This window comes from Promicromonospora sukumoe 327MFSha3.1 (assembly GCF_000385135.1).
Classification (GTDB): Bacteria; Actinomycetota; Actinomycetes; order Actinomycetales; family Cellulomonadaceae; genus Promicromonospora; species Promicromonospora sukumoe_B.
In genome coordinates this window covers 1-26427 of the sequence record NZ_ARQM01000015.1, presented here as the reverse complement: position 1 = coordinate 26427, position 26427 = coordinate 1, and the positions used below count along the sequence as shown (strand labels likewise).

The 26427-nt window shown below is 70.6% G+C and carries 14 protein-coding genes; 11 read left to right on the top strand and 3 right to left on the bottom strand.

From position 1 onward, the window contains the following. Positions 1 to 98 precede the first annotated feature (98 nt). Positions 99 to 1631 (bottom strand): flavin-containing monooxygenase, encoded by a 1533-nt coding sequence (locus tag H291_RS31485; RefSeq protein WP_020017546.1) that lies wholly within the window; start codon positions 1629 to 1631, stop codon positions 99 to 101. Positions 1632 to 1788: 157 nt separating this feature from the next. Between H291_RS31485 and ligA the strand changes: the two genes are divergently transcribed. Further along, on the top strand, positions 1789 to 4197 hold the full coding sequence (ligA, locus tag H291_RS0123865) for an NAD-dependent DNA ligase LigA (protein WP_051109623.1): 2409 nt from the start codon (positions 1789 to 1791) through the stop codon (positions 4195 to 4197). A gap of 202 nt (positions 4198 to 4399) precedes the next feature. After that, positions 4400 to 7435 (top strand): family 16 glycoside hydrolase, encoded by a 3036-nt coding sequence (locus H291_RS0123860; protein ID WP_084468398.1) that lies wholly within the window; start codon positions 4400 to 4402, stop codon positions 7433 to 7435. A 65-nt stretch (positions 7436 to 7500) separates the two neighbouring features. On the opposite strand, the gene H291_RS0123855 is transcribed toward H291_RS0123860, so the two are convergent. Then, on the bottom strand, positions 7501 to 8682 hold the full coding sequence (locus H291_RS0123855) for an ROK family protein (protein ID WP_026366065.1): 1182 nt from the start codon (positions 8680 to 8682) through the stop codon (positions 7501 to 7503). Positions 8683 to 8757: 75 nt separating this feature from the next. Here H291_RS0123855 and H291_RS0123850 point away from each other — a divergent pair, with 75 nt between their 5' ends. The 9 genes from H291_RS0123850 (at position 8758) to H291_RS0123810 (ending at position 24988) form a co-directional block, all read left to right on the top strand. After that, positions 8758 to 10287 carry a sugar ABC transporter ATP-binding protein gene (locus H291_RS0123850; RefSeq protein WP_020017542.1) on the top strand — a complete coding sequence of 510 codons (1530 nt, stop codon included), beginning with the start codon at positions 8758 to 8760 and terminating at the stop codon, positions 10285 to 10287. Then, on the top strand, positions 10284 to 11261 hold the full coding sequence (locus H291_RS31480) for an ABC transporter permease (protein ID WP_051109622.1): 978 nt from the start codon (positions 10284 to 10286) through the stop codon (positions 11259 to 11261). The genes H291_RS0123850 and H291_RS31480 overlap by 4 nt, the downstream gene beginning before the upstream one ends. A gap of 65 nt (positions 11262 to 11326) precedes the next feature. After that, positions 11327 to 12379, top strand: coding sequence for a substrate-binding domain-containing protein (locus tag H291_RS0123840; protein WP_020017540.1), 1053 nt, complete (start codon positions 11327 to 11329; stop codon positions 12377 to 12379). A 75-nt stretch (positions 12380 to 12454) separates the two neighbouring features. After that, positions 12455 to 13633, top strand: a complete 1179-nt coding sequence (locus H291_RS0123835; protein ID WP_033327884.1) for a Gfo/Idh/MocA family protein — start codon at positions 12455 to 12457, stop codon at positions 13631 to 13633. Between the two features lie 129 nt (positions 13634 to 13762). Next, entirely contained in the window at positions 13763 to 19360 is a 5598-nt protein-coding gene (locus tag H291_RS0123830) for a ThuA domain-containing protein (RefSeq protein ID WP_232216161.1), read from the top strand. A 110-nt stretch (positions 19361 to 19470) separates the two neighbouring features. Further along, positions 19471 to 20091, top strand: coding sequence for a hypothetical protein (locus H291_RS0123825; protein ID WP_020017537.1), 621 nt, complete (start codon positions 19471 to 19473; stop codon positions 20089 to 20091). A 44-nt stretch (positions 20092 to 20135) separates the two neighbouring features. Beyond that, positions 20136 to 21137, top strand: coding sequence for a sugar phosphate isomerase/epimerase family protein (locus tag H291_RS0123820; protein ID WP_020017536.1), 1002 nt, complete (start codon positions 20136 to 20138; stop codon positions 21135 to 21137). Positions 21138 to 21305: 168 nt separating this feature from the next. Continuing rightward, a complete protein-coding gene (locus H291_RS31475) occupies positions 21306 to 23969 on the top strand; it encodes a PQQ-dependent sugar dehydrogenase (RefSeq protein WP_020017535.1) in 2664 nt (887 codons plus the stop codon). After that, complete coding sequence (locus tag H291_RS0123810; RefSeq protein WP_020017534.1) at positions 23969 to 24988, top strand: sugar phosphate isomerase/epimerase family protein; 1020 nt, start codon at positions 23969 to 23971, stop codon at positions 24986 to 24988. The genes H291_RS31475 and H291_RS0123810 overlap by 1 nt, the downstream gene beginning before the upstream one ends. An 85-nt stretch (positions 24989 to 25073) precedes the next feature. On the opposite strand, the gene H291_RS0123805 is transcribed toward H291_RS0123810, so the two are convergent. Continuing rightward, the gene (locus H291_RS0123805; protein ID WP_020017533.1) at positions 25074 to 25682 is read right to left on the bottom strand and encodes a GNAT family N-acetyltransferase; all 609 of its coding nucleotides are present in this window, start codon (positions 25680 to 25682) and stop codon (positions 25074 to 25076) included. Positions 25683 to 26427 lie beyond the last annotated feature (745 nt).

Below are 26427 nucleotides of genomic sequence, written 5' to 3'. Positions count from 1 at the left end.
ACGCAGCCACACACCGCGGGCCCGGCCGATTCTCTCGGCCGGGCCCGCGGTGCGTCCTCGCCGTGTCGCAGAAGGACGGCTCAGGGGTCGGTGGGCGGTCAGCCCGCGGACGAGGCGTCGGAGCCGACCCGCTCCTTGGCCGACTGCGCCTGGATGCGCTCCTTGAGGCGCGGCACCACGCCCTTGTAGACGGACGGGTCGATCGGCAGGAGCCACTGGACGACCTGGGCGCGCTGGCTGATGTTGACGCCGGCCTCGTCGAGCGTCTCGTCGATCTGGTGCATCGAGAAGGGGATGACGTTGGTGCCGCGGGCGTGCTTGCCGCCCGTGCGCTTCTCCATCCACGCCACGCGCTCGGCCACGTGCTTGCGACGCTCCTCGACCGGGGGCAGGTCCACGACGCCGCCCAGGTACGCGGCGATCCAGACCGCGCCTGCCTCGGCGGACAGCGGTGAGAACAGCGACGAGTTGTAGCCCGCGAAGGTCAGGTTCGGCACGCCGTCGGGCAGGATCTGGCGGTAGAGCTTGTAGTTGCCGTCGTCGTCCAGGAGGCGGGCGGACACGGCGTCGTCCAGGAACGGCACGCGCTGGTGGAAGCCGGTGCCGCAGACCACGAGGTCGGCCGGGATGCGGTTGCCGTCGCTGAGCACCGCGACGGGGCGGTCGCCCTCGGCCTCGAAGCGCTGGATCTCGGTGTCGCGGTGCACCTTGATCGCACCGCTCGCGACCTGCTCGTAGAACCCGTCGGTCGACAGCGACACCGTGCTGTTGGCGATGTCGGCGAACTCGCCCGTGGGCACGAGCCCGAGCTTCTTGAGCTTGAACTGCCAGGTCGCGACCGACCCGATGCTGCCGAGCATGCCGGCGCGCACCTTGTCGCCCGGGCCGTGCAGGAACCGCTCCATGCCGTTGTCGAGCTCCTGGTACTTGAACAGGGCCTCGCCGAGACGGGATAGCAGCAGGTACTTCATGTTCAGCGAGTTGGCGATGCGCTTCGGCATCTTCCACAGCAGACGGCGGGCGACGACGGTGGTGGACTCTGCGACGACGCCGATCTCGGCGGCGACGTCGCACGCGGACTTGCCGTAGCCGACGACCACGACGTTCTTGCCGCGGGCGTCCTCCAGGTTGTTGAGCTGGCTGGACGCGACGAGCTTGCCGCCGGCGCGGACCAGGTCGGCGTAGCCCTCGTACTGCGGGAAGACCGGGTCGGAGAAGATGCCGTTGGCCACGACCAGGTGGTCGAACCGCTCGGGCGACGAGACGGGGGCGCCGATGCGGCGCGCCGTCACCATCCAGCCGTCCTCCGCGTCGGTCAGCTCGGCGCGCACGACCTCGGTCGCGAGCCGGAGGTAGGGGCGCAGCCCGAACTTCGCGACGTACCGCTCCAGGTAGGCCTGGACCTGCTCGCCCGTGGGCCACTCCGGGTACTCCCGTGGCATCGGGAGGTCCGAGAACGCGTACGAATCCTTGTTGTTCTGCGTCCGGAGGCCGGAGTATCGACGGGTCGCGCTCCACACACCGCCGACATCCGGTGCCTTTTCGAAGACGGTGACCTCGTGGTCGAACTCGCGGAGGGTTTTCGCGGTGGCCAGACCTGCGAACCCGGCACCGACGACGGCGATCTTCAAGGGACCCCTGCTCTCAGTAGATTTGCGGCATTTTGCTCGAATGGTATCGGGACGTGCTCCTGCGCGATAGTGGGCGGATCGCGGCGAATGGCCTGGTCGGCAGCATCTTCGCCGCGGGCGCGCAATGGTGACCGCTCGAATGTCAGTGGTTCACGCCATGATTGTGTCCGTGAGCGAGACGACAGGCATCCCGGGACCGGCCGACACGGGCGACGAGGCAGCGGCGCAGCGCCGATGGGCAGAGCTGGTCGCCCGGATCGAGGAGGATCGACGGGCGTACTACGAGAACGACTCCCCGGTGTCCTCCGACGCCGACTACGACGTGCGGATGCGTGAGCTGGAGGAGCTGGAGGCCGCGCACCCGGGTCTGATGACCCCGGAGTCGCCCACGCAGAGCGTCGGCGGCGCGGCGACGGCCGGCTTCGTCACGGTGGAGCACATCGAGCAGATGCTGTCGCTCGACAACGCCTTCAGCACCGAGGAGCTCGGCGTGTGGGCCGACAAGGTCCACCGCGACCTCGGCACGGACACCCCCGGGCTGCTGTGCGAGGTCAAGATCGACGGGCTCGCGATCTCGCTCGTGTACGAGAAGGGCCGCCTCGTCCGGGGTGTCACGCGCGGCGACGGGCGCGTGGGCGAGGACGTCACGCGGAACGTGCTGCGCATCGCGGGGATCCCCCAGCAGCTCTCCGGCACGGGACACCCCGACCTGGTCGAGGTGCGCGGCGAGGTGTTCATCCCGGTGGCGACCTTCGTGCGGCTCAACGAGCTCCAGTCGACGCTCCGCGACCGCCTCGTGGACGCGGCGCAGGAGCGCGCCGAACGGCAGCCGGGGGGCAAGGAGTTCGACGTGGAGAAGGCACGCCTCGCCGCGCTCCGCCGATTCCCGCAGTTCGCCAACCCGCGCAACGCGGCGGCGGGCGGCCTGCGGCAGCTCCTGGAGAACAAGGACGGCCCCGAGCTGGAGGCCGGGATCGCCCGCGTCGAGGGTCTGCGCATGTATGCGCATGGCGTGGGTGCCCTGCAGTGGCAGGCGGGCGAGCACGAGGAGCTGGCGCGGCAGTCCGACGCGTACACCCTGTTCGAGCAGTGGGGCATCCCCGTCTCGCCGCACAACCGGGTGGTCGACGGCCTGGACGGCGCGCTCGAGATGATCGAGTACTTCCGCGAGCACCGGCACGACATCGAGCACGAGCTCGACGGGATCGTCCTCAAGGTCGACGCCCTGGAGCAGCAGCGCAAGCTCGGCTCGACCAGCCGCGCGCCGCGCTGGGCGATCGCCTTCAAGTACCCGCCGGAGGAGGTCAACACCCGCCTCCTGGCGATCCAGATCGGCGTGGGCCGCACCGGTCGTGCCACCCCGTACGCGGTGATGGAACCTGTCCTGGTGGCCGGCTCCACCGTGCGCCAGGCCACGCTGCACAACCAGGACGTGGTCAAGGCCAAGGGCGTGCGTATCGGCGACGTGGTGGTCCTGCGCAAGGCAGGCGACGTGATCCCCGAGATCATCGGCCCGGTGTCCGCCCTCGCGGACGACGGCTACCCCCGCGAGGACTTCGTGATGCCCGCGAACTGCCCCGAGTGCGGCACGCCCCTGCGCCCCATGAAGGAGGCTGACGTCGACCTGCGCTGCCCCAACGCGGAGTCCTGCCCCGCGCAGGTGCGCGGGCGCGTCGAGCACATCGGCTCGCGCGGCGGTCTCGACATCGAGGCGCTGGGCGAGGTGACCGCCGCCGCGCTCACCCACCCCGACGTGCCCGAGACCCCGCCGCTGGTCACCGAGGCCGGCCTGTTCTCCCTCACGCTCGACCAGCTCCTGCCCATCGAGGCGGTGGTCCGCGACTCCGAGACCGGCCTCCCCAAGATGGACGACGACGGCGTGGTGCGCCGCCGCGCCCCGTTCCGCCGCAAGCTCACGCACGGCAAGGCGCAGCGCGCCGCCGCCGAGGAGGCAGGGGAGACCCTGCTGGACTGGGCGCCGTCGGCGAACGCGACCAAGCTCCTCGAGGAGCTCGAGCGTGCCAAGACCAAGGACCTGTGGCGCATGCTCGTCTCGCTGAACATCCGGCACGTCGGGCCCGTCGCGGCCCGGGCGCTCGCGGGCTGGTTCGGGTCCGTGGACGCGATCGAGGCGGCCTCCGAGGAGGAGCTCGCGGCCGTCGAGGGCGTGGGCCCCGTGATCGCCGCCGAGATCAAGGCCTGGCTCGCGGTCGACTGGCACCAGGGCATCCTCACCGCCTGGCGCGAGGCCGGCGTCCAGCTCGCCACTCCGGGGCACCCGGGTCCGGCCGCGATGGCCGAGGCCGACACCGAGCCCACCGGGCCGCTGGCGGGCCTGACCGTCGTGGTCACCGGCTCCCTGGTGGACTTCACGCGCGACGGCGCCAAGGAGGCCATCATCGCCGCGGGCGGCAAGGCCTCCGGTTCGGTCTCGAAGAAGACCGACTACGTGGTGCTGGGGGAGAACGCCGGCACCAAGGCGGCCAAGGCCGAGGCGCTGGAGATCCCGACCCTGGACGAGGACGGGTTCAAGGCGCTGCTGGAGGGCGGCCCCGAGGCGCTGTAGTCGAAGTCGGCAGTTGGTATCGAGCTCGGCACAGGCCTGTGCCGAGCTCGATGCCAACTGCCGAACACGGACCGGCCTGGCCTGCTCGCGCCACGACCTCGGCCTCCCTATAACGCTGACCACCTGACAACTTTTGCTTGACGTCCGACAGAAGTCCCCCGTAGGTTCTCTCCGCAAGGTCAACGCCGACCGAGGAGAGCTCATGCGTCAACGTGGTACCAAGACCCGCACGAGACAGGCAGCCGCAGCCGCGACCGCCGTGGCACTGACAGCGGTCACGCTCGCGGGGACGGTCCCCGCCGCGACGGCGGCGGTCGACGACCTCCCGCCGCAGGAACCGGGCGTCACCCTCCGCACCTACGACCTGGCTCGCGACCTCAGCGAGCTGTGCACGCTCCGTTCGGGCCAGACGCCGAACGTCGACCAGCTCAAGCCCACGATCGACTACTCGACCGAGGCTGACTTCGGCATGGGCGAGCGCTTCATCGCGCACGCGCTGGCCAACCTGGAGGTGCCGGCGGACGGCAACTACGAGTTCCGCCTGACCAGCGACGACGGCTCGCGCCTGGTGATCGACGACGCCGAGGTGATCGACAACGACGGTCTGCACGGCGCGGAGTCGAAGGAGGGCACCGTCGCGCTCACCGCCGGGTACCACGACCTGCGCGTCGAGTACTTCGACAACACGAACGACAACATCCTCAAGCTCGAGTGGCGCACGCCGGGCACCAGCGACTTCGTCGTCGTGCCGTCCACCGTGCTGAGCACCGAGGCCGGCGTCGTGCGCGTGACCGCCCCGGGCACCAAGTACTGCGAGGGCCAGGACGACTCGGCCGGCGACGGCATGCGCCTGGACTCCGTCTACCCGGGCTACACCCTCACGGACCTGCGGCCCGACGGCTTCGAGCCCATGGTCGCGGGCCTCGACTGGACCGACGACGACCGCCTCGCCGTGGTCACGTCCGGCTCGGTGAGCCCCGGCGGCTGGGTCGAGGACCCGGAGCCCGGCGAGGTCTTCCTCCTGGACAACGTGACCGGCGAGACCTCGAAGGACCAGGTCACGTACGAGAAGGTCGCCACCGACCTGTTCAACCCGATGGGCATCGCCGTGATCGGGGACTCGATCTACGTCTCGGAGCGCGACAAGCTCACCGAGCTCACGGACCCCGACGGTGACGGCTTCTACGACGACCACCACACGGTGGCCGAGTGGCCGTTCGGCGGCAACTTCCACGAGTTCGCCTTCGGCCTGCTGCACGACCGCAAGTACTTCTACGTCAACCTGTCGGTCGCCATCAACAACGGCGGAGCCACCACGGACCCGCAGCCCGCGGAGAACCGCGGCACGGCCATCCGGGTCGACCGCAGGACCGGCGAGGTCGAGTTCGTGGCCGGCGGCCTGCGCACGCCGAACGGCATGGTCAAGGGCCCGGACGGCGAGCTGTTCGTGATGGACAACCAGGGCGCCTGGCTGCCCAGCTCCAAGCTCGTGCACATCGAGCAGGGCAAGTTCTTCAACCACTTCACCAACCCGGCCGGCCCGTACGACGACAAGCCCGTCTCCGCCCCGGCGCTGTGGGTACCGCAGAACGAGATCGGCAACTCGCCGAGCGCCCCGGTGCAGATCGAGGACGGCCCGTACGAGGGCCAGCTCGTGTTCGGTGACGTCACCTACGGCGGGCTGCAGCGCGGCTTCCTGGAGAAGGTCGACGGCGAGTACCAGGGCGCCGTCTTCCGGCACTCGGCCGGCCTGGAGGCGGGCGTGAACCGCACCGTCGTCGGGCCCGACGGCGCCCTGTACGTGGGCGGCATCGGCGAGGGCGGCAACTGGAGCGAGCCCGGCAAGCTGCGCTACGGCCTGCAGAAGCTCAGCCCCAACGGCGAGGACGCCTTCGACATGACCGAGATGCGGGTCACCAAGAAGGGCTTCGAGGTCGAGTACACGCAGCCGCTCTCGCAGGAGACGGTGGACAAGATCGCCGAGGACCCGAACGCGGCGTTCCGCATGGACCACTGGCGCTACGTGCCCACGCGCGCCTACGGCGGACCGAAGGTCGACGAGCAGCAGCTGTTCGTGTCGGACGCCAAGGTCTCCCGCGACCGCACGAAGGTGACGCTCACGGTGGACGGGCGCCAGCCCGGCTACGTGGTGCACCTGCGCAGCCCGCGTCCGTTCGCGGACGCAGAGGGCCGCGAGCTGTGGAACACCGAGGCCTGGTACACCCTCAATGCGATCCCGGGGTACAAGGCCCCGACCGGTTTCCAGGAGGCCGAGGAGGCGACGCTCCGCGGCAGCGCGAACGTGGCCAACGAGCACAACGGCTACTCCGGCTCCGGGTTCGCGGCCGGCTTCACCGACGTGGGCGCGTCCGCGACCTTCACCACCACCGTCAAGCGCGCGGGCACCCAGCCCGTGAGCCTGCGCTACTCGAACGGGCCCAACCCGTTCGAAGGGACCAAGACGGTCTCGGTGCTGGTCAACGGCCAGGAGGTCGAGCCGTGGGCGCTCGAGTCGACGGGTGACTGGAAGACCTGGGCGACGGCGACGCGCGACCTGCGACTGCAGAAGGGCGTCAACACCATCACCCTGCGGTACGACGAGGACGACGACGGCAACGTCAACCTTGACCTCCTCAAGGTCGGTGGCGGGGCCGCCGACATCTGCGCGCCGAAGCGGTACGAGCGTGGCTACACCGCGCTGTTCGACGGCACGCTGGCCTCGCTGGACGGCTGGAACATGGCCGGCCCGGGCTCGTTCGGCCGACAGAGCGACTGCACCCTGCGCGGCAGCGGGGGCATGGGCCTGCTCTGGCACTCGACGGAGCTGAACGAGTACAGCCTGAAGCTCGACTGGAAGCTCAAGAAGGACGACAACGGCGGTGTCTTCGTCGGGTTCCCCGACCCGGGCAACGACCCGTGGATCGCCGTCAACCAGGGATACGAGATCCAGATCGACGCCACCGACGAGCCCGACCGCACCACGGGCGCGATCTACACCTTCCAGGGCGCCGACCCGGAGGCCGTGGAGCGGGCCCTGAAGCCGGTCGGCTCCTGGAACTCCTACGAGATCCGGGTGGAGGGGCAGACCATCAAGGTCATCCTCAACGGTGAGCTGGTGAACGACTTCGTCAGCACCGACCCTGCGCGTGACCTCGCCCAGGGGTTCATCGGGCTCCAGAACCACGGTCAGGGTGAGGCGGTGAGCTACCGCGACGTCCGGGTCAAGGACCTGAGCTAGACCCACAGAAGTCAGACGCTCAGATCCCCCGAGGGATCTGAGCGTCTGACACGTGGTGGACCGGGTCAGGCGACCAGGCGGTCCACCGCGTCGGAGGAGAGGGCCTGGTCCACGGCCATGGCGCTCGCGCCGAGCACGCCCGCCTGGGTGCCGGTGCGGGCCGTGACGATCCGCAGGTGCTGGGTCGCCAGGGGCAGGGACCGCTGGTAGACCACCTCGCGGATGCCCGCCACGATGTGCTCCCCGGCGTCGGCCAGGATGCCGCCGATCACGATCATCGACGGGTTGAGCAGGCTCACGCTCGTGGCCAGCACCGCGCCGATGTCGCGGCCCGCCTGGCGCACGGCCTGGCTCGCGTTGACGTCGCCCGCCCGCACCAGGGCGACGACGTCGGCGGCCGAGGCCGCGCCGTTCAGCCTGCTCGCGACGGCCTGCCCGCTGGCTATGGCCTCCAGGCAGCCGACGTTGCCGCAGCGGCACACGACGTCGGTGACTCCCGGCACGGCCACGTGCCCGATGTCGCCCGCCGAGCCCTGCGCGCCGCGCCGCAGCGCGCCGTCGGCGATGATCCCCGCGCCGATGCCGGTGGCGACCTTGACGAACAGCAGGTCGGCCACGTCGGGCCAGGCGGCGCGGTGCTCGCCCAGCGCCATGATGTTCACGTCGTTGTCCACGAGGACGGGCGCGTGGAACCGCGCGCCGAGGATCGCGGGCACGTCCGCGTTGTCCCAGCCCGGCATGATCGGCGGGTTGTTCGGCTTGCCGGTCGCGTGCTCCACGGGCCCTGGCAGGCCGACGCCGACGCCGGCGAGGTCCGTCGCCGACCGTCCGGCCTCGCGCAGCAGCTCGGCCCCGCTCTCGGCCACGCGGTCGAGCACGAGGTCCGGGCCGTCCGTGATGACCAGCGGCAGGTCGCGCTGCGCCAGCACGGTCGAGGCGAGGTCGGTCAGGGCGAGCCGCGCGTGCGTCGCGCCGAGGTCCACCCCCAGCACCACCCGGGCCGAGGGGGCGAACGCGAAGGTCGCGGGCGGTCGGCCACCGGTCGACGTCGCCTCGCCCGCGGGCGCGATGAGTCCCGCCGCCATGAGCAGGTCGATCCGCGCCGCCACCGTGGAGCGTGCCTGCCCCGTGACGGCCGCGAGGTCCGCGCGCGTGCGGGGTCTTCCATCACGCAGGAGCTGGAACATATCGCCCGCGCCGGACACCTTGGGTACCTGCTGAAATACTTCCCGTGCCACTTCCACCATGCCTCTAGTGAATCATGGCGGGCGAAGTCGCGACTTTTGCTTGACCGTCGGCAGAAGTCCAACTACGTTCGATACATGGTCGACGTGGACCCCTCCGGGGTAGAGCAGCCCCTGCTGCGCATGCGTGGCATCGTGAAGGAATTCCCTGGCGCGCGAGCGCTCGACGGCGTGGACCTCGAGGTCCGTCCCGGCGAGGTGCACTGCCTGCTAGGACAGAACGGGGCGGGAAAGTCCACCCTGATCAAGACCCTGGCCGGCGCCCACCAGCCCACGGCGGGCGAGATCCTGATCGACGAGGAGCCGGTGGTCATCGCGGACCCCGTGGCCGCCCTGCGGCTCGGTATCGCGACGATCTACCAGGAGCTCGACGTCGTGGACGGCCTCACGGTCGCCGAGAACATCTACCTGGGCCACGAGCTCGCGTCGGGCGGAGTCACCCGCCGGTCCGAGGCGGCCCGGAACACCCGCAAGATCCTCGACCGGCTCGGTCACAAGGAGATCTCCCCGCACCGCGAGGTCGGCTCGCTGCCCGCCGCGGGCAAGCAGATCGTGCAGCTCGCCCGGGCGCTCTCACGTGACGCGCGGGTCGTCATCATGGACGAGCCGTCCGCCGTGCTGGACTCCGAGGAGGTCGGCAACCTCCACCGCATCGTGCGCGAGCTGACGGCCGACGGCGTCGCCGTCGTCTACATCTCGCACCGCCTGGAGGAGATCCGGCAGCTCGGCGACCGCATCACGGTGCTCAAGGACGGCCGCACGGTCGCCGAGAGCCTGGTCGTGGCGGACACCCCGACCAAGGAGCTGATCCAGCTCATGACGGGCCGGACCGTCGAGTACGCGTTCCCGGACCGCCCCGGCGTGGCCGAGGACGCGGACCCGGTGCTGGAGGTCGACGGCCTCGGGCTCGGCAACGTCTTCTCCGACGTCTCCCTCACGGTCCGCGCCGGCGAGATCGTCGGCCTGGCGGGCCTGGTCGGCTCGGGCCGCTCCGAGATCCTGGAGACGATCTACGGCGCCCGGCGCGCGACGTCGGGCACCGTCCGCGTGGGCGGCAAGCGCCTGCGCTCCGGTGCGGTGGACGCCGCGGTGACCGCCGGCATCGGCCTGTGTCCCGAGGAGCGCAAGAGCCAGGGCCTGCTCCTGGACGAGCCCGTCTACCGCAACATCACCCTGTCCACCTTCTCGCGCATCGCGCGTGGCGGGCTGCTCGACGAGGGCGCCGAGCGGGCCGCGGCCCGCGAGCAGGTCGAGGCTCTCGACCTGCGGCCCGCCGGCGTCAACCGGAACGCCCGCACGCTGTCCGGCGGGAACCAGCAGAAGGCGCTGCTCGCACGCTGGCTCGTGCACGGCTGCCGCGTCCTGCTGCTCGACGAGCCCACCCGGGGCGTCGACGTCGGCGCCCGCGCCGAGATCTACAACCTGATCCGCCGCCTGGCCGACGACGGCGCCGCCGTGATCGTCGTGTCCAGCGAGATCCCTGAGGTGCTCGGCCTCGCGGACCGCGTGCTGGTCATCTCCGACGGCAAGGCGGTCCACGAGGGTTCCGCCCGCGAAATCGACGAGCACGCCGTGCTCGACCTGGTCATGGAAGGAAGTGTGGCGTGAGCGCACGATCGGGCCTCACCGGCCCAGCCCTGCGGATGGGCGGCCTCGTGCTCGCCCTCGTCCTGCTGATCGTCGTGGGTGTGGCGACCGGCGGTGAGCGGTTCTGGAGCTTCGGCAACCTCACCACCATCCTCAGCCTTGCGGCGGTGTGGGGTGTGGTGGCCATCGGCATGACATTCGTCATCACCTCCGGTGGCATCGACCTCTCGGTCGGCTCCGTGCTCGGCCTGGCGTCGATCTGGGCCTCCACCCTGGCGACCCAGTACGCGGCCGAGGACTACGGCTGGTGGGTCATCGCTGTCACCGCCATGGCCGTCGGACTCGGTGCCGGCCTCATCAACGGCTTGCTCATCGCGTACGGCAAGGTCCCGGCGTTCATCGCGACGCTGGCCATGCTGGCCGCGGCCCGCGGCCTCGCCGAGATCATCGCCGGCCGGCAGACCCAGGTGGTCGAGGTGGACGCGTTCTTCGACGTCTTCCAGGCCAAGCCGCTGGGCCTCCCGGTGATCGTCTGGATCTTCGTGGTGGTCGCCGCGGCCGGCTGGTTCCTGCTGAACCGCACCACGTTCGGCCGCCGCACCGTCGCGGTGGGCGGCAACGCCGAGGCCTCCCGTCTGGCGGGCATCAAGATCAAGCGCCACACCCTGTACCTGTACGGCCTCTCCGGCCTGGCGGCGGGTATCGGCGGCGTGATGATCCTGGCCCGCACCACCGCCGGGTCCTCCACGAACGGCTCGCTCTACGAGCTCGACGCCATCGCCGCGGTCGTCGTCGGCGGCACGCTGCTGGCGGGTGGCCGAGGCACTGTCACGGGCACCGTCCTCGGTGTCCTCATCTTCTCGACGCTCACCAACGTGTTCGTCCTCAACAACATCGACAGCTCGGTCCAGGCGATCGCCAAGGGCGCGATCATCGTCGGCGCCGTGCTGCTCCAGCAGTGGTTCGCCTCGCGCGAGCGCGTCTCGACCACCTAGCGCCGACCACCCAGACACCCCACAAGCCAGCCCAGCATTCCCACCCAGGATCAAGGGAGATCACCATGACCTCGTCCATCGTTCGCACGCGCCGGGTCTCCGGCGCCTTCATCGCCGCGGCCTGCGCGGCGCTCGTCGTCGCCGGTTGCACCAGCAACGAGCCCCGTGACGAGGAGACAGCCGCCACCGGCCCCGTCACGACGACCGAGAACGACGAGCCCGGTGACGAGGTCGTCATCGGGTTCTCCGCCCCCGCCGCCGACCACGGCTGGATGGGCGCCATCACCAGCGCCGCCCGCGCCGAGGCGGACAAGTACGAGGACGTCGACCTCCAGGTCGCCGAGGGCACCAACGACGTCAACGTGCAGATCAGCCAGATCGAGGGCTTCATCGACCAGGGCGTCGACGCGATCGTGCTCCTGCCGTTCGACGGCGCCGCCCTGACCGACGTGGCCCTGGAGGCCATGGAGGCCGGCATCCCCGTGATCAACGTGGACCGCGAGTTCAGCAGCCCGTTCGCCGCCCGGGCCACCGTGCTCGGCGACAACTACGGCATGGGCGTCAGCGCCGGCACCTACATCTGCGAGCAGCTCGGCGACAACCCGGACGCCGTGGTCGCCGAGATCGCCGGCATCGACTCGCTCCCGCTCACGCAGGACCGCAGCAAGGGCTTCGCGGACGCCCTCGACGACTGCGGGCTCGACGTCGACGCCCGCGTCGCGGCCGAGTTCACCGTCGAGTCCGGCGAGGAGCAGACGGCGAACCTGCTGTCCGCCGAGCCCAAGATCGACGCCATCTGGAACCACGACGACGACCAGGGCATCGGCGTCCTGGCCGCCATCGAGAACGCGGGCCGCGACGAGTTCTTCCTGGTCGGCGGTGCGGGCTCCAACAACATGATGGAGGAGATCCAGGACCCGGAGAGCGTCGTCAAGGCGACGGTCATCTACCCGTCCACGCAGGCCGCGGACGGCGTCAAGTTCGCCCGCCTGATCGCGCAGAACAAGACCGTGAGCGATCTCGCCTCCATCGGCGTCCCCCGCACCGTGCAGCTCTACGCGCCCGTCGTCACGGAGGAGAACGTCGAGGAGTACCTGCCCATCGGCTTCGACTCCTGACGCTGTGACACATCGGGACGACGCCCGCTCGGGCGTGCAACACGGCGGTGAGACCACAGTGGGGGGAGGCGCGGTATGAGTACGGGAACGAGCGAGCTCGGCGTCGGCATGGTCGGCTACGCGTTCATGGGTGCGGCGCACTCGCAGGCCTGGCGCACGGCGCCGCGGTTCTTCGACCTGCCCATCGTGCCGCGCATGCGCGCGGTCGCGGGGCGGGACGGGGCCGCGGTCCGTGCGGCGGCCGACCGGCTGGGCTGGGACGACGCCGTCGTCGGGTGGCAGGACCTGCTGACCCGGGACGACGTCGGGCTGGTCGATGTCTGCACGCCGGGCGACACGCACGTGGAGATCGCGGTCGCCGCCCTGGAGGCGGGCAAGCACGTCCTGTGCGAGAAGCCGCTGGCGAACACCGTGGCCGAGGCGGAGGCGATGACCGCCGCCGCCGAGGCCGCGGCCGAGCACGGCGTGCGCGCGATGGTGGGGTTCACCTACCGTCGCGTGCCCGCCGTGGCGCTGGCCCGGCAGCTCGTCCAGGAGGGGCGCATCGGCCAGGTGCGGCACGTGCGCGCGCAGTACCTCCAGGACTGGCTGGCGGACCCGCAGGCGCCGATGTCGTGGCGCCTCGACAAGCAGAAGGCGGGCTCGGGCGCCCTGGGCGACATCGGCGCCCACGTGGTGGACCTGGCGCAGTTCGTCACGGGCGAGTCGCTCACCGGGGTGAGCGGCCTGCTCGAGACGTTCGTGCACGAGCGTCCGGAGGCCGTGTCGTCGTCGGGCCTGTCGGGGGTGGCCGACGCCGGCCGCACCGGCCAGGTCACGGTGGACGACGCCGCGGTGTTCCTCGGGCGGCTGTCGGGCGGCGGGCTGGCGACCTTCGAGGCGACGCGCTTCGCCTGGGGCCGCAAGAACGCGATCCGGCTGGAGGTCAACGGGTCGAAGGGCTCGCTGGCCTTCGACTTCGAGGACATGAACCTGCTGCACTACTACGACGCGACGGACGAGTCGGCGATCGCGGGCTTCCGCCGGATCGTGGTGACCGAGCCGGAGCACCCGTACGTCGCGGCCTGGTGGCCGCCCGGGCACGGGCTGGGCTACGAGCACGCGTTCACGCACCAGGTCGTGGACCTGATGGGGGACCTGGCCGCGGGTCGCCAGCCGACGCCGTCGTTCGCCGACGGACTCCGCGTCCAGCGGGTGCTGGACGCCGTCGAGCGCAGCGCCGCCGGCGGTGGAGGGTGGGTGCCCCTCGCCTGATCGGACCCGGACCAGCACAAGGACCGGCCTGAGCGATGCGCTCGGGCCGGTCCACCGCGGGCCGGGGGAGAGCACTACCGCAATGCACTGGTACTGACCCGACTCAATGAGGAGCTCCAGGTGAGAAAAGTGCTACGAACCCGCCGCGTGCTGCGGTCGGTGGTCGCGGCGACGGCCGTGACCGCGCTCGGTGTCCCGGCCCTGGTGGCGGCCGCCGAACCGTCCTTCGCTTCCCCCGGCGTCGCGGTCGAGGCCGGTGCGCCCCCGGCAGCCGCCGAGGCGGCGGCCGAACCCTTCGACGCCCTCGTGTTCTCCCGGACGGCCGGGTTCCGGCACGGCTCCATCCCCGCGGGCATCGAGGCGATCACCCAGCTCGGCGCGGAGAACGACTTCACGGTCACCGCCACCGAGGACGCGAGCGTCTTCAGCGACGAAGGGCTCGCCGACTACGAGGTGGTCGTCTTCCTGTCCACCACGGGCGACGTCCTGGACGAGCAGCAGCAGGCCGCGTTCGAGCGCTACATCCAGGGCGGTGGCGGCTACGCCGGCATCCATGCGGCGTCCGACACGGAGTACGACTGGCCGTGGTACGGCGAGCTCGTCGGTGCGTACTTCAGCTCGCACCCGCAGAACCAGGACGCCACCGTCAAGGTCGAGGACCACGCGCACGACTCCACAGCACACCTGCCGGACCGCTGGGACCGGCACGACGAGTGGTACAACTTCCGGACCAACCCGCGCGACGAGGTGCACGTCCTCGCCTCCCTGGACGAGACGAGCTACGACGCGGGGACGGGCGCGATGGGCGCCGACCACCCGATCGCCTGGTGCCAGGCCTACGACGGAGGCCGGTCCTGGTACACGGGCGGCGGTCACACGGACGCGTCGTACAGCGAGCCCGAGTTCGTCGAGCACCTGCTGGGCGGTCTGCAGACGGCGGCAGGTGTCGTCGACTCGGACTGCAACGCCACGCAGAGCGACAGCTACGAGATGGTGCCCCTGGACGAGGACACCGCCAACCCGATGATGCTGGACGTGGCTGACGACGGCACCGTCTTCTACGTCGAGCGGGACGGGCGGGTCCAGACGATCGACCCGGAGTCGAACACGACCAGCACCGCGATGACGCTGCCGGTGACGCAGTCCAACGAGGACGGCCTGACCGGCGTCGTGCTCGACCCCGACTTCTCGACCAACAGATGGGTGTACCTGTTCTGGTCCCCGCAGGACGTGGGCGACGACGGACCGCACAACCGCGTCTCCCGGTTCGACTACGACGCCGACTCGGGCACGATCGACCAGGCCTCCGAGGAGACGGTGCTGATCATCCCGACGCAGCGGCAGACCTGCTGCCACGCGGGCGGCGACATGGTCTTCGACGGCGCCGGAAACCTCTACGTGGCCACCGGCGACAACACGAACCCGTTCGAGTCCCAGGGGTACGCCCCGCTGGACGAGCGTTCCGGCCGCGCGAACTACGACTCCCAGCGCACGTCGGCCAACAGCAACGACCTGCGCGGCAAGGTCCTGCGGATCACGCCGCAGGACGACGGCTCCTACACGATCCCCGAGGGCAACATGTTCGCCCCGGGCACGGCGGACACGCTGCCCGAGATCTACGCGATGGGCTTCCGCAACCCGTTCCGGATCGGCGTCGACCCGGCGAACGACAACGTGCTCGTCGCCGACTACGGCCCGGACGCCGGCTCGGCGAGCGCGGACCGCGGTCCTGCCGGGACGGTCGAGTGGAACGTCGTGAGCGAGCCCGGGTTCTACGGCTGGCCGTACTGCACGGGTGCCAACAACGCCTACCGGGCCTACGACTTCGCCACGGGCCAGTCGGGCGCGGCGTACGACTGCGCGGGCGGAGCGGTGAACGACTCGCCGAACAACACCGGGATCGACCAGCTGCCGCCGGCCGTGGAGGCCGAGGTCTGGTACGGGTACGGGACCAACCCGCTGTTCCCGGAGATCGGCGGTGGCGGGGCGCCCATGGGCGGCCCGGTCTACACCTACGACCCGGAGCTGGAGTCCGACACGAAGTGGCCCGCCTACTGGGACGGCAAGGCGCTGTTCGGCGAGTGGAACCAGGGCCGGATGTACTCGTTCCAGCTCGCGGGCGAGCAGCGGGACGACCTCGTGGACATCAACCGGGTCCTGCCGGGGGTCTTCGACCCGAGCGTCGGGTTCGACCGGCCGATGGACTTCGACTTCGGCCCCGACGGCGCCCTGTACGTCGTGGACTGGGGCTCGGGCTTCGGCGGGAACAACGACACCTCGGGCGTGTACCGGGTCGACTACGTCGAGGGCGACCCGACACCCATCGCGCAGGCGTCCGCCGACGTGACGAACGGCTTGGCGCCGCTGACCGTGCAGTTCTCCTCGGAGGGCACCCGGCACCCGGCCGGTGAGCCGCTCACCCTGCAGTGGACCTTCGGCGACGGCTCGGAGCCCAGCACCGAGGCGAACCCGACCCACACCTACACCGAGAACGGCAGGTACACCGCCCAGCTCGTCGCCACCGACGCGGCCGGCAAGACCGGCGTCGCGAACGTGACGATCGTGGTCGGCAACGTCGCCCCGGAGGTGTCGATCACCTTCCCGGAGAACGGCGGCTTCTTCGAGTGGGGCGACCAGGTGCGGTACGAGATCGAGGTCGACGACCCGGACGGCGAGGTCGACTGCGCGGACGTCACGCTGTTCACCTCGCTCGGGCACGACTCCCACGCGCACCCGTTCGACGAGCTGACCGGCTGCGAGGGCGTCATCCAGACCGCCCGGGACGAGGGTCACGGCATCGAGTCGAACATCTTCTGGGTGATCGAGGGCTTCTACACGGACGACGGCGGCGCCGCCGGCGCACCGCTGACGGCGACCGACCTGCAGGTGCTGCAGCCCAAGCTGGTCCAGTCGGAGTTCTTCACCGGTACCGGCCGCGTGGACGGCATCGGTGAGGGGGCGGGTGACCCGGGAGTCCAGATCGAGGAGACGGGCGACACCGCCGGCGGCGGCCAGAACATCGGGTACATCGAGCCCGGTGACTACTGGGCGCACGAACCGGTGAGCCTGGCGAACGTCGACGAGATCTCGCTGCGTGCGGCCTCCGGGGCCGGTGGCGGTGAGGTGTCGCTGCGCTGGGACGCACCTGACGGCCCGGAGATCGGCCGGATCACGGTGCCCGACACGGGCGGCTGGCAGCAGTACACCGACGTCGCCACCGCGCTGACGGACGTCCCGTCCGGTTCGGGCTCGCTCCACTTCGTCCTGCTCTCCGGCGGGGTCAATGCCAACTGGATGGAGATCGAGGGCCGCGGGGTGACCGACAACGAGCGGCCCGAGGTCACGCTGACGGTCGACCCGGTCGCGGGCGACGCGCCCCTGACCGTCACCGCGACGGCAGAGGCCACCGACCCGGACGGTTCGGGCGACCTGACCTACGCCTGGGACGCCGGGCTCGGTGACGGGTTCGTCGACGGCACCCAGTCGTTCGAGCACACCTACGAGGAGCCGGGGACCTACCGCCTCCAGGTGCGCGTCACCGACGAGGGCGGCGCCTACGCGGTCGAGTACGTCATGGTCGAGGTCACCGGGGTCGTCGCGGAGCCGGACCTGTGCCTGTCGGGTCGCTCGGACGACTTCCTCGGGGACGACGTCGACCCGGACCGCTGGACCGTGCTCGACCGCAACCAGGACCTGCGGGTCGCCGACGGGACGCTCACGATCCCGGCGGCCGCCGCGGACTTCTACGGGACGGGTAACTCCACCGTCCCGAACATCGTCCTGCAGGACCTGCCGGACGGCCCGTTCACCGCGACGGCGAAGGTCACGATCCCGGCCTACGCCCAGTACCAGCAGGCCGGCCTGGTGGTCTACGGCGACGCCGACAACTACGCGAAGATGGTGATCCAGGGACGCTCGGCGCCAGCCGACCCGGCGACCCGCATCTTCCAGTACATCCGTGAGGAGGACGGCACACCGAACGAGGTCGGGGACTCCAACACCGCTGCCCTGGGGCAGGCGTACCCGGACACCGTGTACGTCCGCCTGTCCAGCAGCGACGGCGAGGACCTGACGGCGTCGTACTCGCCGGACGGGTCGACCTTCACGGCCATGCCGCAGACCAAGTCGCTCGCCGGCATCGACGACCCACGGATCGGGCTCTTCGCCCTCGCGGGCGCCGGCTCGGCCGCGGACGTCGTGGACGCCGAGTTCGACTGGTTCCACATCACCCCGGACGACACGGCCGAGGCTCCCGCCCCGGACGACGAGTTCGACGGTGACGGGCTCGACGGCTGCCGGTGGGACATCGTGCGCGAGGACCCGGCGGGTCACCGCGTGACCGGCGGCGCGCTCGAGATCGACACGACGGCCACGGACATCTACACCGGCAGCAACACCGGCACGCCGAACATCGTCGTGCAGGACCTGCCGGAGGACGACTGGACCGTCGAGACCCTGGTGGACGGGTCGGACTTCGACCAGCAGTACCAGCAGGGCGGTCTCATCGTGTACGGGGACGACGACAACTACGTCAAGCTCGACCTCGTCACCGACAACGCGGCGGGAGCGGCCGTCGCACAGCGCATCGAGCTGCGCAGCGAGGTCGACTCCGTGGTGCAGGACCCGCAGCCGAACGCGAACGAGCTGACGTCGGCCGTGTGGCACCTGCGGCTGTCGAAGGAGGGGTCGACGTTCACCGGTGCGTACAGTGCGGACGGTGAGGACTGGACGGCGCTCGCCGATCCGGTGACCCACGACGGGCTGCAGGACGCCCGGGTGGGGCTGTACGCGCTGGGCGCCTCCCAGCAGTCGGCGGCCACGGCGTCGTTCGACCACTTCCGGGTGGTGGGCGCGGCCGACCCGCTCCAGGTGACCGGTGCGCTGTCCCCGGGTGAGCCGGACGGCCCGGACGGGCAGTGGCTCGGACCGGTCACGGTCACGGTGGAGACCACGGGCGGTCCGGACGGCGCGACGGTGTACCGGGAGGTCAACGTCGACGACGGCGGCTGGACCGAGTACACGGCGCCGGTCGAGGTCTCGACACCGGGCGCCCACACCGTCCAGGTGCGGGCGTCGGCCGACGGCGAGACGGTGGTCGGCGAGACCCTCGAGTTCACCATCGCGGAGCCGGCGGTCAGCGAGGCGACGCCGAAGGTCGAGGTCGTCCAGCCGACGTGCTCCTACGACCGGTCCGGAAACGAGGTCGTGACCGGCGGTGCGCTCTCCACGGTCGACGTGGAGGGGGTGCGGTCCTACGTGGTGCGGGAATGGGTCGACGGCGCCGCCGGTGACGCCGTGACCGACCTCGACGACCTGGCTCCCGGGAGGTACCGGGTCGCGGCCCGGCCGGCCGACGGGTACGTCCTCGTCGCCGAGGACGGCTGGAAGGTCAACGCCAACGGCCTCGCCGTGCTCTTCGTGACGCTCGAGGAGCCCGAGTGCCCCGACCCGAGCACGCCCGCCGTCGTGGTGACGCCGGCGTCGTGCGACGCCGGGGGATCGATCGACCCGGTCGAGCTCCCCGGGGTCAAGAGCTACGTCGTGCACAACTGGGTCGACGGCGAGGCGGACGGCAAGCCGCGTGACCTGGGCGACCTCGCCCCGGGTGACTACCGGGTGATCGCGACGCCGAACAAGGACACGAAGCTGACGCCGGTCGGGGACTGGGTGCTCAGCCCGTCCGGGAAGGCCTACGTCATCGTGACCGTCGAAGAGAGGTGCGACTGACGGACCTGGGGCGTGCACCGGCTACCGGTGCACGCCCCGTCACACCCTGGCCGGGGGTCAGTGGCAGAGCCGGTGACCCCCGGGCCCCTGTGAATCGGAGAGGAACGATCTTGAAACAGTTCACCCGCCTCGGCGCGGCGTTCCTGCTGGCGCTCGGGCTTGCCGTGCCTGCCATGGCTCCGGCCGCCGCGCACGGCGGCAAGGTCGACATCGAGCTCGGCACGGACGGCGCCGGCGGCATCTCCGCCGCACTGGTCTGGGCGGGCGACAAGCACCCCGTCGAGGAGTCGGCCGTGGTGGAGGTGCGGGCGGTCTCCGACGCCGGTGACGAGGTCGGACCGATCACCCTTGTCTCGGCGTCCGAGGGCGTCGGCTGGTACCGCTCGGAACCCGCGGTGCTCGACGAGGGGCACTGGACTGTGACCGCGCAGGTGAAGGAGCCGAAGAAGGCGAAGGCCGAGACCGAGGTCGACGTGGTGGCACCGCCGGTCGCCGAGGAAGCAGAGCCCGAGCGGTCCGAGGCCGGGTCGGCCGACTCGCCGTCGGCCGATACCACCACCGGGGCCGCCGGAGCGGACGGCGCCGGCACGGCAGCGCAGGCCGACGACGTCTCGCCGGCGTCGAGCGGTCTGCCGGTCTGGGCCGGCTGGGTGCTCGGCGCGCTCGTGGCCGCAGGAGCGGTGACCGCCGTCGTCCTGCGCAGGCGCACGCCGCGGACCGAACCCCGATGAGCACGACCGGAGACGCCGGATCGTCACCTACAGGAGGAAGCACCATGGCACGACCCATCACCCTGTTCACCGGCCAGTGGGCCGACCTACCGCTCGAGGAGGTGGCACGCCTCGCGTCCGAATGGGGTTACGACGGGCTCGAGCTCGCCTGCTGGGGCGACCACCTGGACCCGTGGCGCTGGGACGACGACGAGTACGTCGCCGGGCGCCTCGAGCTGCTGGAGCGGCACGGCCTCAAGGTGTGGGCGATCTCCAACCACCTCAAGGGCCAGGCCGTCTGCGACGACCCGATCGACCAGCGCCACCGCGACATCGTCTCCGACCGCGTCTGGGGCGACGGCGACCCCGAGGGCGTGCGACAGCGCGCCGCGGAGGAGATGAAGAACACCGCGCGTCTCGCCGCCAAGCTCGGCGTCAAGACCGTCATCGGGTTCACCGGCTCCGCGATCTGGAAGTACGTGGCGATGTTCCCGCCGGTCTCCGACGCCGCGATCGAGGCCGGATACCAGGACTTCGCCGACCGCTGGAACCCCATCCTCGACGTCTTCGACGAGGTGGGGGTCAAGTTCGCCCACGAGGTGCACCCCAGCGAGATCGCCTACGACTACTGGACCACCGTCCGGACACTCGAGGCGATCGGCCACCGTGAGGCCTTCGGGCTGAACTGGGACCCCAGCCACATGGTCTGGCAGGACCTCGACCCGGTCAGCTTCCTCTGGGACTTCAAGGACCGGATCTACCACGTGGACTGCAAGGACACGAAGAAGCGGATGACCAACGGCCGCAACGGCCGCCTGTCGTCCCACCTGCCGTGGGCGGACCCCCGCCGCGGCTGGGACTTCGTCTCCACCGGGCACGGCGACGTCCCGTGGGAGGACGCCTTCCGCATGCTCAACACCATCGGCTACGACGGCCCCATCTCCGTGGAGTGGGAGGACGCCGGCATGGACCGCCTCGTGGGCGCTCCGGAAGCCCTCCAGTTCGTACGCTCCCACGCGTACGACGCGCCGGACTCCGCGTTCGACGCCGCCTTCTCGACCCGCTGAACCCCGCGCGCCGGCGAGCGCGCTGACTGGGAGGCAAGGAACAGAGCTACCCGCACCACCCCGGTGTCGCCGTACGGCACCGGACCGCATGAAGACCGGGCCCCGGACGAATGGGATGCGAACGAGGCCCGGTCGGCGTGACCAACTCGACGAGGAGCTGCATCACGAATGAAGACTATCGAGACGCGCGCGCACGCGCGCCGAAAGAGAACGCTCGCGGCGCTCGCGGCGGCCGCCCTGATGGGCACGGCGCTCGTCGCCATGCCGGCGGCGTCCGCCCACCCCGGGCACGACGAGCACGACGGCGAGGCCGCCGCGGCGGCCGACACCGACTGGGCCAACTACGAGAAGATCCTGCTCACCAAGGACGTCGGCGAGCCGATCGACATGGCGGTGCTGCCCGACCTCCGGGTGCTGCACACGGCGCGCAACGGTGAGGTGCGCGTGACCGACCCCGCGACCGGCGTCACCAAGGTGACCAACACCCTGGACGTCTACGCCAACTCCGAGGACGGCCTGCAGGGCATCGCCCTGGCGCCGGACTTCGAGGAGAGCAACGAGGTCTACCTCGTGTACGCGCCCCGGGACGCCGACGGCGACGGCGCGGCGGACACCCCGGCGGGCAACGCGCCCAACACGCTGCCCGCGGGCGAGGACGAGAGCTACTGGGACCAGTGGGTGGGCGTGAACCGCCTGGCCAAGTACACCTGGACCGGCGACGCGCTCGACCTCGACTCGGAGCAGCCGATCCTCGACATCGAGGTGCAGCGCGGCCAGTGCTGCCACGTCGGTGCCGACATCGACTTCGACGGCGAGGGCAACCTCTACCTGTCCACCGGCGACAACACCCCGGCCGGCACGCCGGGCGCCAACGGCTACGCCCCGAACAACGACGCCCCGAACATGAACCCGGGCTTCGACTCGCGACGCGGGGCGGGCAGCACGAACGACCTGCGGGGCAAGATCCTGCGGATCGACGTCAAGGACGAGATCCCCGCCGGCACACCACCGGGGGAGGGCAGCACCTACGACGTCCCCGCGGGCAACCTGTTCGCCCCGGGCACCGAGAACACGCGGCCCGAGATCTTCGTGATGGGCGTGCGCAACCCGTTCCGCATCGAGGTCGACCCCGAGACCAACTCCCTGACCTGGGGTGACTACGGGCCCGACGCCGGTGCGGCGAACGCGGACCGCGGCCCCATGGGCTACGTGGAGTGGAACGCCGTGGGCCTCGACGACCCGCACAACGCGGGCTGGCCGTACTGCCACGGGCCGAACGCCGCCTACAACGAGTGGAACTTCGAGACCGCCACGCCGCGCGAGTTCTTCGACTGCGCCGCACCCGTCAACAACTCGCGCTGGAACACGGGCCTGACCGACCTGCCCCCGTCGCGGGCGGCCACCCTGTACTACGGCGACCAGCCGGGCCAGCAGCCGCGCGACGAGCTCGTCAACTTCGGCTCCGGCAGCGGCCAGGCCCCGATGGGCGGCCCGGTCTACCACTACGACGCCGACAGCACGGCGCCCGGCAAGCTCCCGGAGTACTGGGACGGCAAGGCGTTCTTCGGCGAGTTCTCGCAGGACTACCTCGCCGCGTTCAGCGTGGACTGGTCCACGTTCGACGTGGGGGAGATCGAGGACTTCTTCCCCAACTCGGCGCTCACCGCCGCGGGCATGCCGATCAACGACAACCCGATCGACCTGGAGTTCGGCCCGGACGGCTCGCTGTACGTCCTGGAGTACGGCGACGGGTTCTTCCGGCAGAACCCGGACTCCGGGCTCTACCGCATCGACCACGCCGAGGGGAACAAGGCGCCGCAGGCGCAGTTCACGGCGACGCCGGAGTCGTCCACGTCCGCGCCGGTCGAGGTCGAGCTCGACGCGTCGGCCTCCAGCGACCCGGACGGCGACGCGCTCACCTACGAGTGGGACATCGACGGCGACGGCACCTTCGACCTCACCGGGCCGCAGGTCACCCACACCTACACCGAGCTCGGCGTCTACACCGCTCGCCTGCGGGTCACCGACGGCAGCGGCAAGCGCGCGCTCACCTCGACGTCGATCAGCGTCGGCAACGAGGCGCCCGAGATCACCGTCGACTTCCCGGCCGACGGCGGGTTCTTCGACTGGGGCGACGAGGTCGCCTTCGAGGTGACCACGAACGACGCCGAGGACGGCACCGAGACCGTCTGCGAGCGGGTCGCCTGGTCCTACGGCCTGGGCCACGACGAGCACGCGCACCCCGAGGTCTCGGGCACGGGCTGCACCGGCGTGTTCCCGACCGACCCCAACTCCCCGGAGCACGGAGCGGGCGCGCACCTGTACGGCGCCGTCGTCATCACCTACACCGACAACGGGGCCAACGGCCTGCCGCCGGCCGCCGGCGAGGCCACCCTGCGCCTGAACCCCAAGCTGCAGCAGGCCGAGCACGGCGAGCTCACCGGCGTCGAGGTGGTCGAGGACGAGGCGGCCTCGGCCGGCGCGTACGTGACCGGACTGGCCAAGAAGGACTCGGTCGCCCTCGAACGCGTCAGCCTCGCCGGGATCGACAGTGCGACGGCGACCGTGCGCGGCAAGGGCAAGATCGAGCTCCGCTGGGGCTCGCCCAAGGCCAAGCCGTTCGCCACGGCGAAGGTGAACGCCCGCACGTGGAAGGACGTCGCCCTGTCCTTCCGCGACCGGTCGGACACCGGGACGCTCTACATCACCGCGACCGGGGGCCTCGACCTCGACGCGCTCACCATGGTTGGCGAGGGCGTGGGCACGCCCCCGGCCGCCGCACAGAACTCGACCGGCCCGACCGGGGCCGCTCGGACCGAAGGAGAGCAGTGATGGAATCACGCACTGACGTCAACCGCAGGAACTTTCTGAGGCTGGCCGGCGGCACCGTGGCCGTGGGTGCGGCAACGCTGGCCGGTGCCGGTCTCGCGGGCAGCGCCGCCGCGGCGACGCTCGCCCCGGCGGCGGCGACCGGGGCAGCGGCCGCCGGCAAGGGCGGGGGCCGCGTGCTCGTGCCCGCAGGCCACATCGGCATCCAGCTGTACTCGATCAGGGACAAGGTCTCCTCGCTCGGCTTCCGCACCGTGTTCGAGCGGCTCGCCGACATGGGCTACGCCGAGGTCGAGTTCGCCGGCTACACGCAGGGCCAGGTCGGGGCGATCACCCCGCAGGAGATCCGGCAGCTGCTGGACGACAACGGCCTGCGCGCCGTGGGCTCCCACCGCGGGATCTCCGACTTCGCCAACAACATGGAGCAGGAGCTCGACATCGCCGAGACCCTCGGCATGGAGCACGTCGGCACCGCGCAGGCTCCGACCAACGACCGCACGGTCGCCGGCTACCTCGCCGCCGCCGAGCAGTTCAACGGCTTCGGCGCGGCGGCCCGCGCCCGCGGCCTGAAGTTCTACCAGCACAACCACGACGGCGAGTTCAGCTTCGCGACCGACGACCCGGACGTCCGGCTCTACGACGTCTTCTACGACAACACCGACCCGAGGAAGGTCTTCCTCGAGATGGACGTCTACTGGGCGTTCGTGGGCAAGCACCGCTACCCGGGCTTCGAGCCGGTGGACTACGTCAAGCGCAACCCGCACCGCTACCCGCTCCTGCACCTCAAGGACGGCGACGCGAACCCGGCGAACACCGGGGGCTACGACATCGTGGAGTTCGGGGCCGGCGACCTGCCGTACACCGAGTTCCTGTCGGCGCTCGCGGGCTCGGGCCGGCGGCACGGCATCTGGGAGCAGGACAACGCCGCCTCGGTGGCCGCGCCGGGCTTCCCGGTCGACTCGTTCGGCAACGCCGAGCGGTCGTACGTCGAGATCCGGTCGCTGCGCGCCAAGCGCTGCTGACCGGTCCCGCGCAGCCAGGTAGGTGAGGTGGGGCCGACGCCGGAGGGCGTCGGCCCCACCTTTCTGCTCTCGGGCTGCCGGTGGACTACGCCTGGGTGCGCAGCAGCACGACGTCGTCGTGGTCCAGGTCGCCCACCCGCATGGTGCGCCTACCGACCACCTCGAAGCCGTTCTTGCGGTAGAAGGCCTGGGCGCGCTCGTTGCGCGCGTTGGTGCCGAGCCAGAGGGGGAGGCCCGGGCCGAGCTCGGCCGCGGCCTCGACCGCGCCCCGCATGAGGGCGCCGGCCACCCCGCCGCCCAGGACGTCGGGATGCACGTAGATCTTGGACAGCTCGACGTACGGCGCCTCGTGCCCGCTCGCGGCGCGGACGGCGTCGGTCTCCGCCGCGCTGCCGGGCGCACCCAGCACGAGGAGCACGTAGCCGAGCAGGCGCGTGCCGTCGTCGTGCACGAGCAGCGCGTGCTCCGTGCTGGTGGCCCACTCGCGGAAGTGCCCGGGGGTCAGCTTGTGCGCGATGTGGACGGCCATGTCGGACACCGGGGTGCCGGGCGGGCAGGCCAGCGGAAAGGTGAGGGCCGCGAGCCAGGCGGTCTCGGCCGCGTCGTCGACGGTCGCCCGGCGCACGACGCCGGTGGAGGTGCGCAGGGCGGTGCCGCTGCCGGCGTCCGACGCCGGTGAGTACTCAGGAGTCACGACACGAACGTAGTACGCGCTCCCACGAGCGCCCCTGGGGCAGGGAAGCGGAAAAGCCGGTGCGGACTCGGGTAACAAACCTTCGTCGAGGTGCACATGCGGGGAACCTGTGCGTCAAATGGCGTGGCCCCGGTCACAAGTGCCGTCCGAGGTTGCGCAAGAGCCCGTTCAAATGGCCTCTGACCTGCGAAAACACCGTGTGCCCCAGGCCACTCCCGCTGAGTTGGCGCGTTCGCGGGATCGTGTGTAATGTTCTCCAGGTCAGCCCGACGGGCAGACGGACACGGGGCCCGAAAGGGACCGGGTGGCCGCGCCGGGGTTGAAACCCACATCGCAGAATCGAGGAACTTTGTGTTCCCCAGAATCCGTCGATAGGGTCGCCATTTTCGGCAGGCGGGTTGCAATTCCTTCCGGTTTTCAGAAACTGAAGCGAATTTGATCGGCCGAAAGAATCTGGTAAGGTTAAGGAACTGCCCCGGACAGGGAAGCGAACGAAAAGATCGCGGTCCTGACGGTGTGCGTCGGTTGTTTGAGAACTCAACAGTGTGCTTGATAGTCAATGCCAATCATTTGACTCTCAGCGTTTCAGGTCGCTCCACCACATGGTGGCGTGGACAGGGATGACGAGGGTCTTTTTTTGGATCGGATCAACAATAAACCAGTTTTGGTTTTGATCTGGCCAGTATCATTGTTCGCACCCACCTGGTGGGTGTGGATGTTTCTCTTTTACGGAGAGTTTGATCCT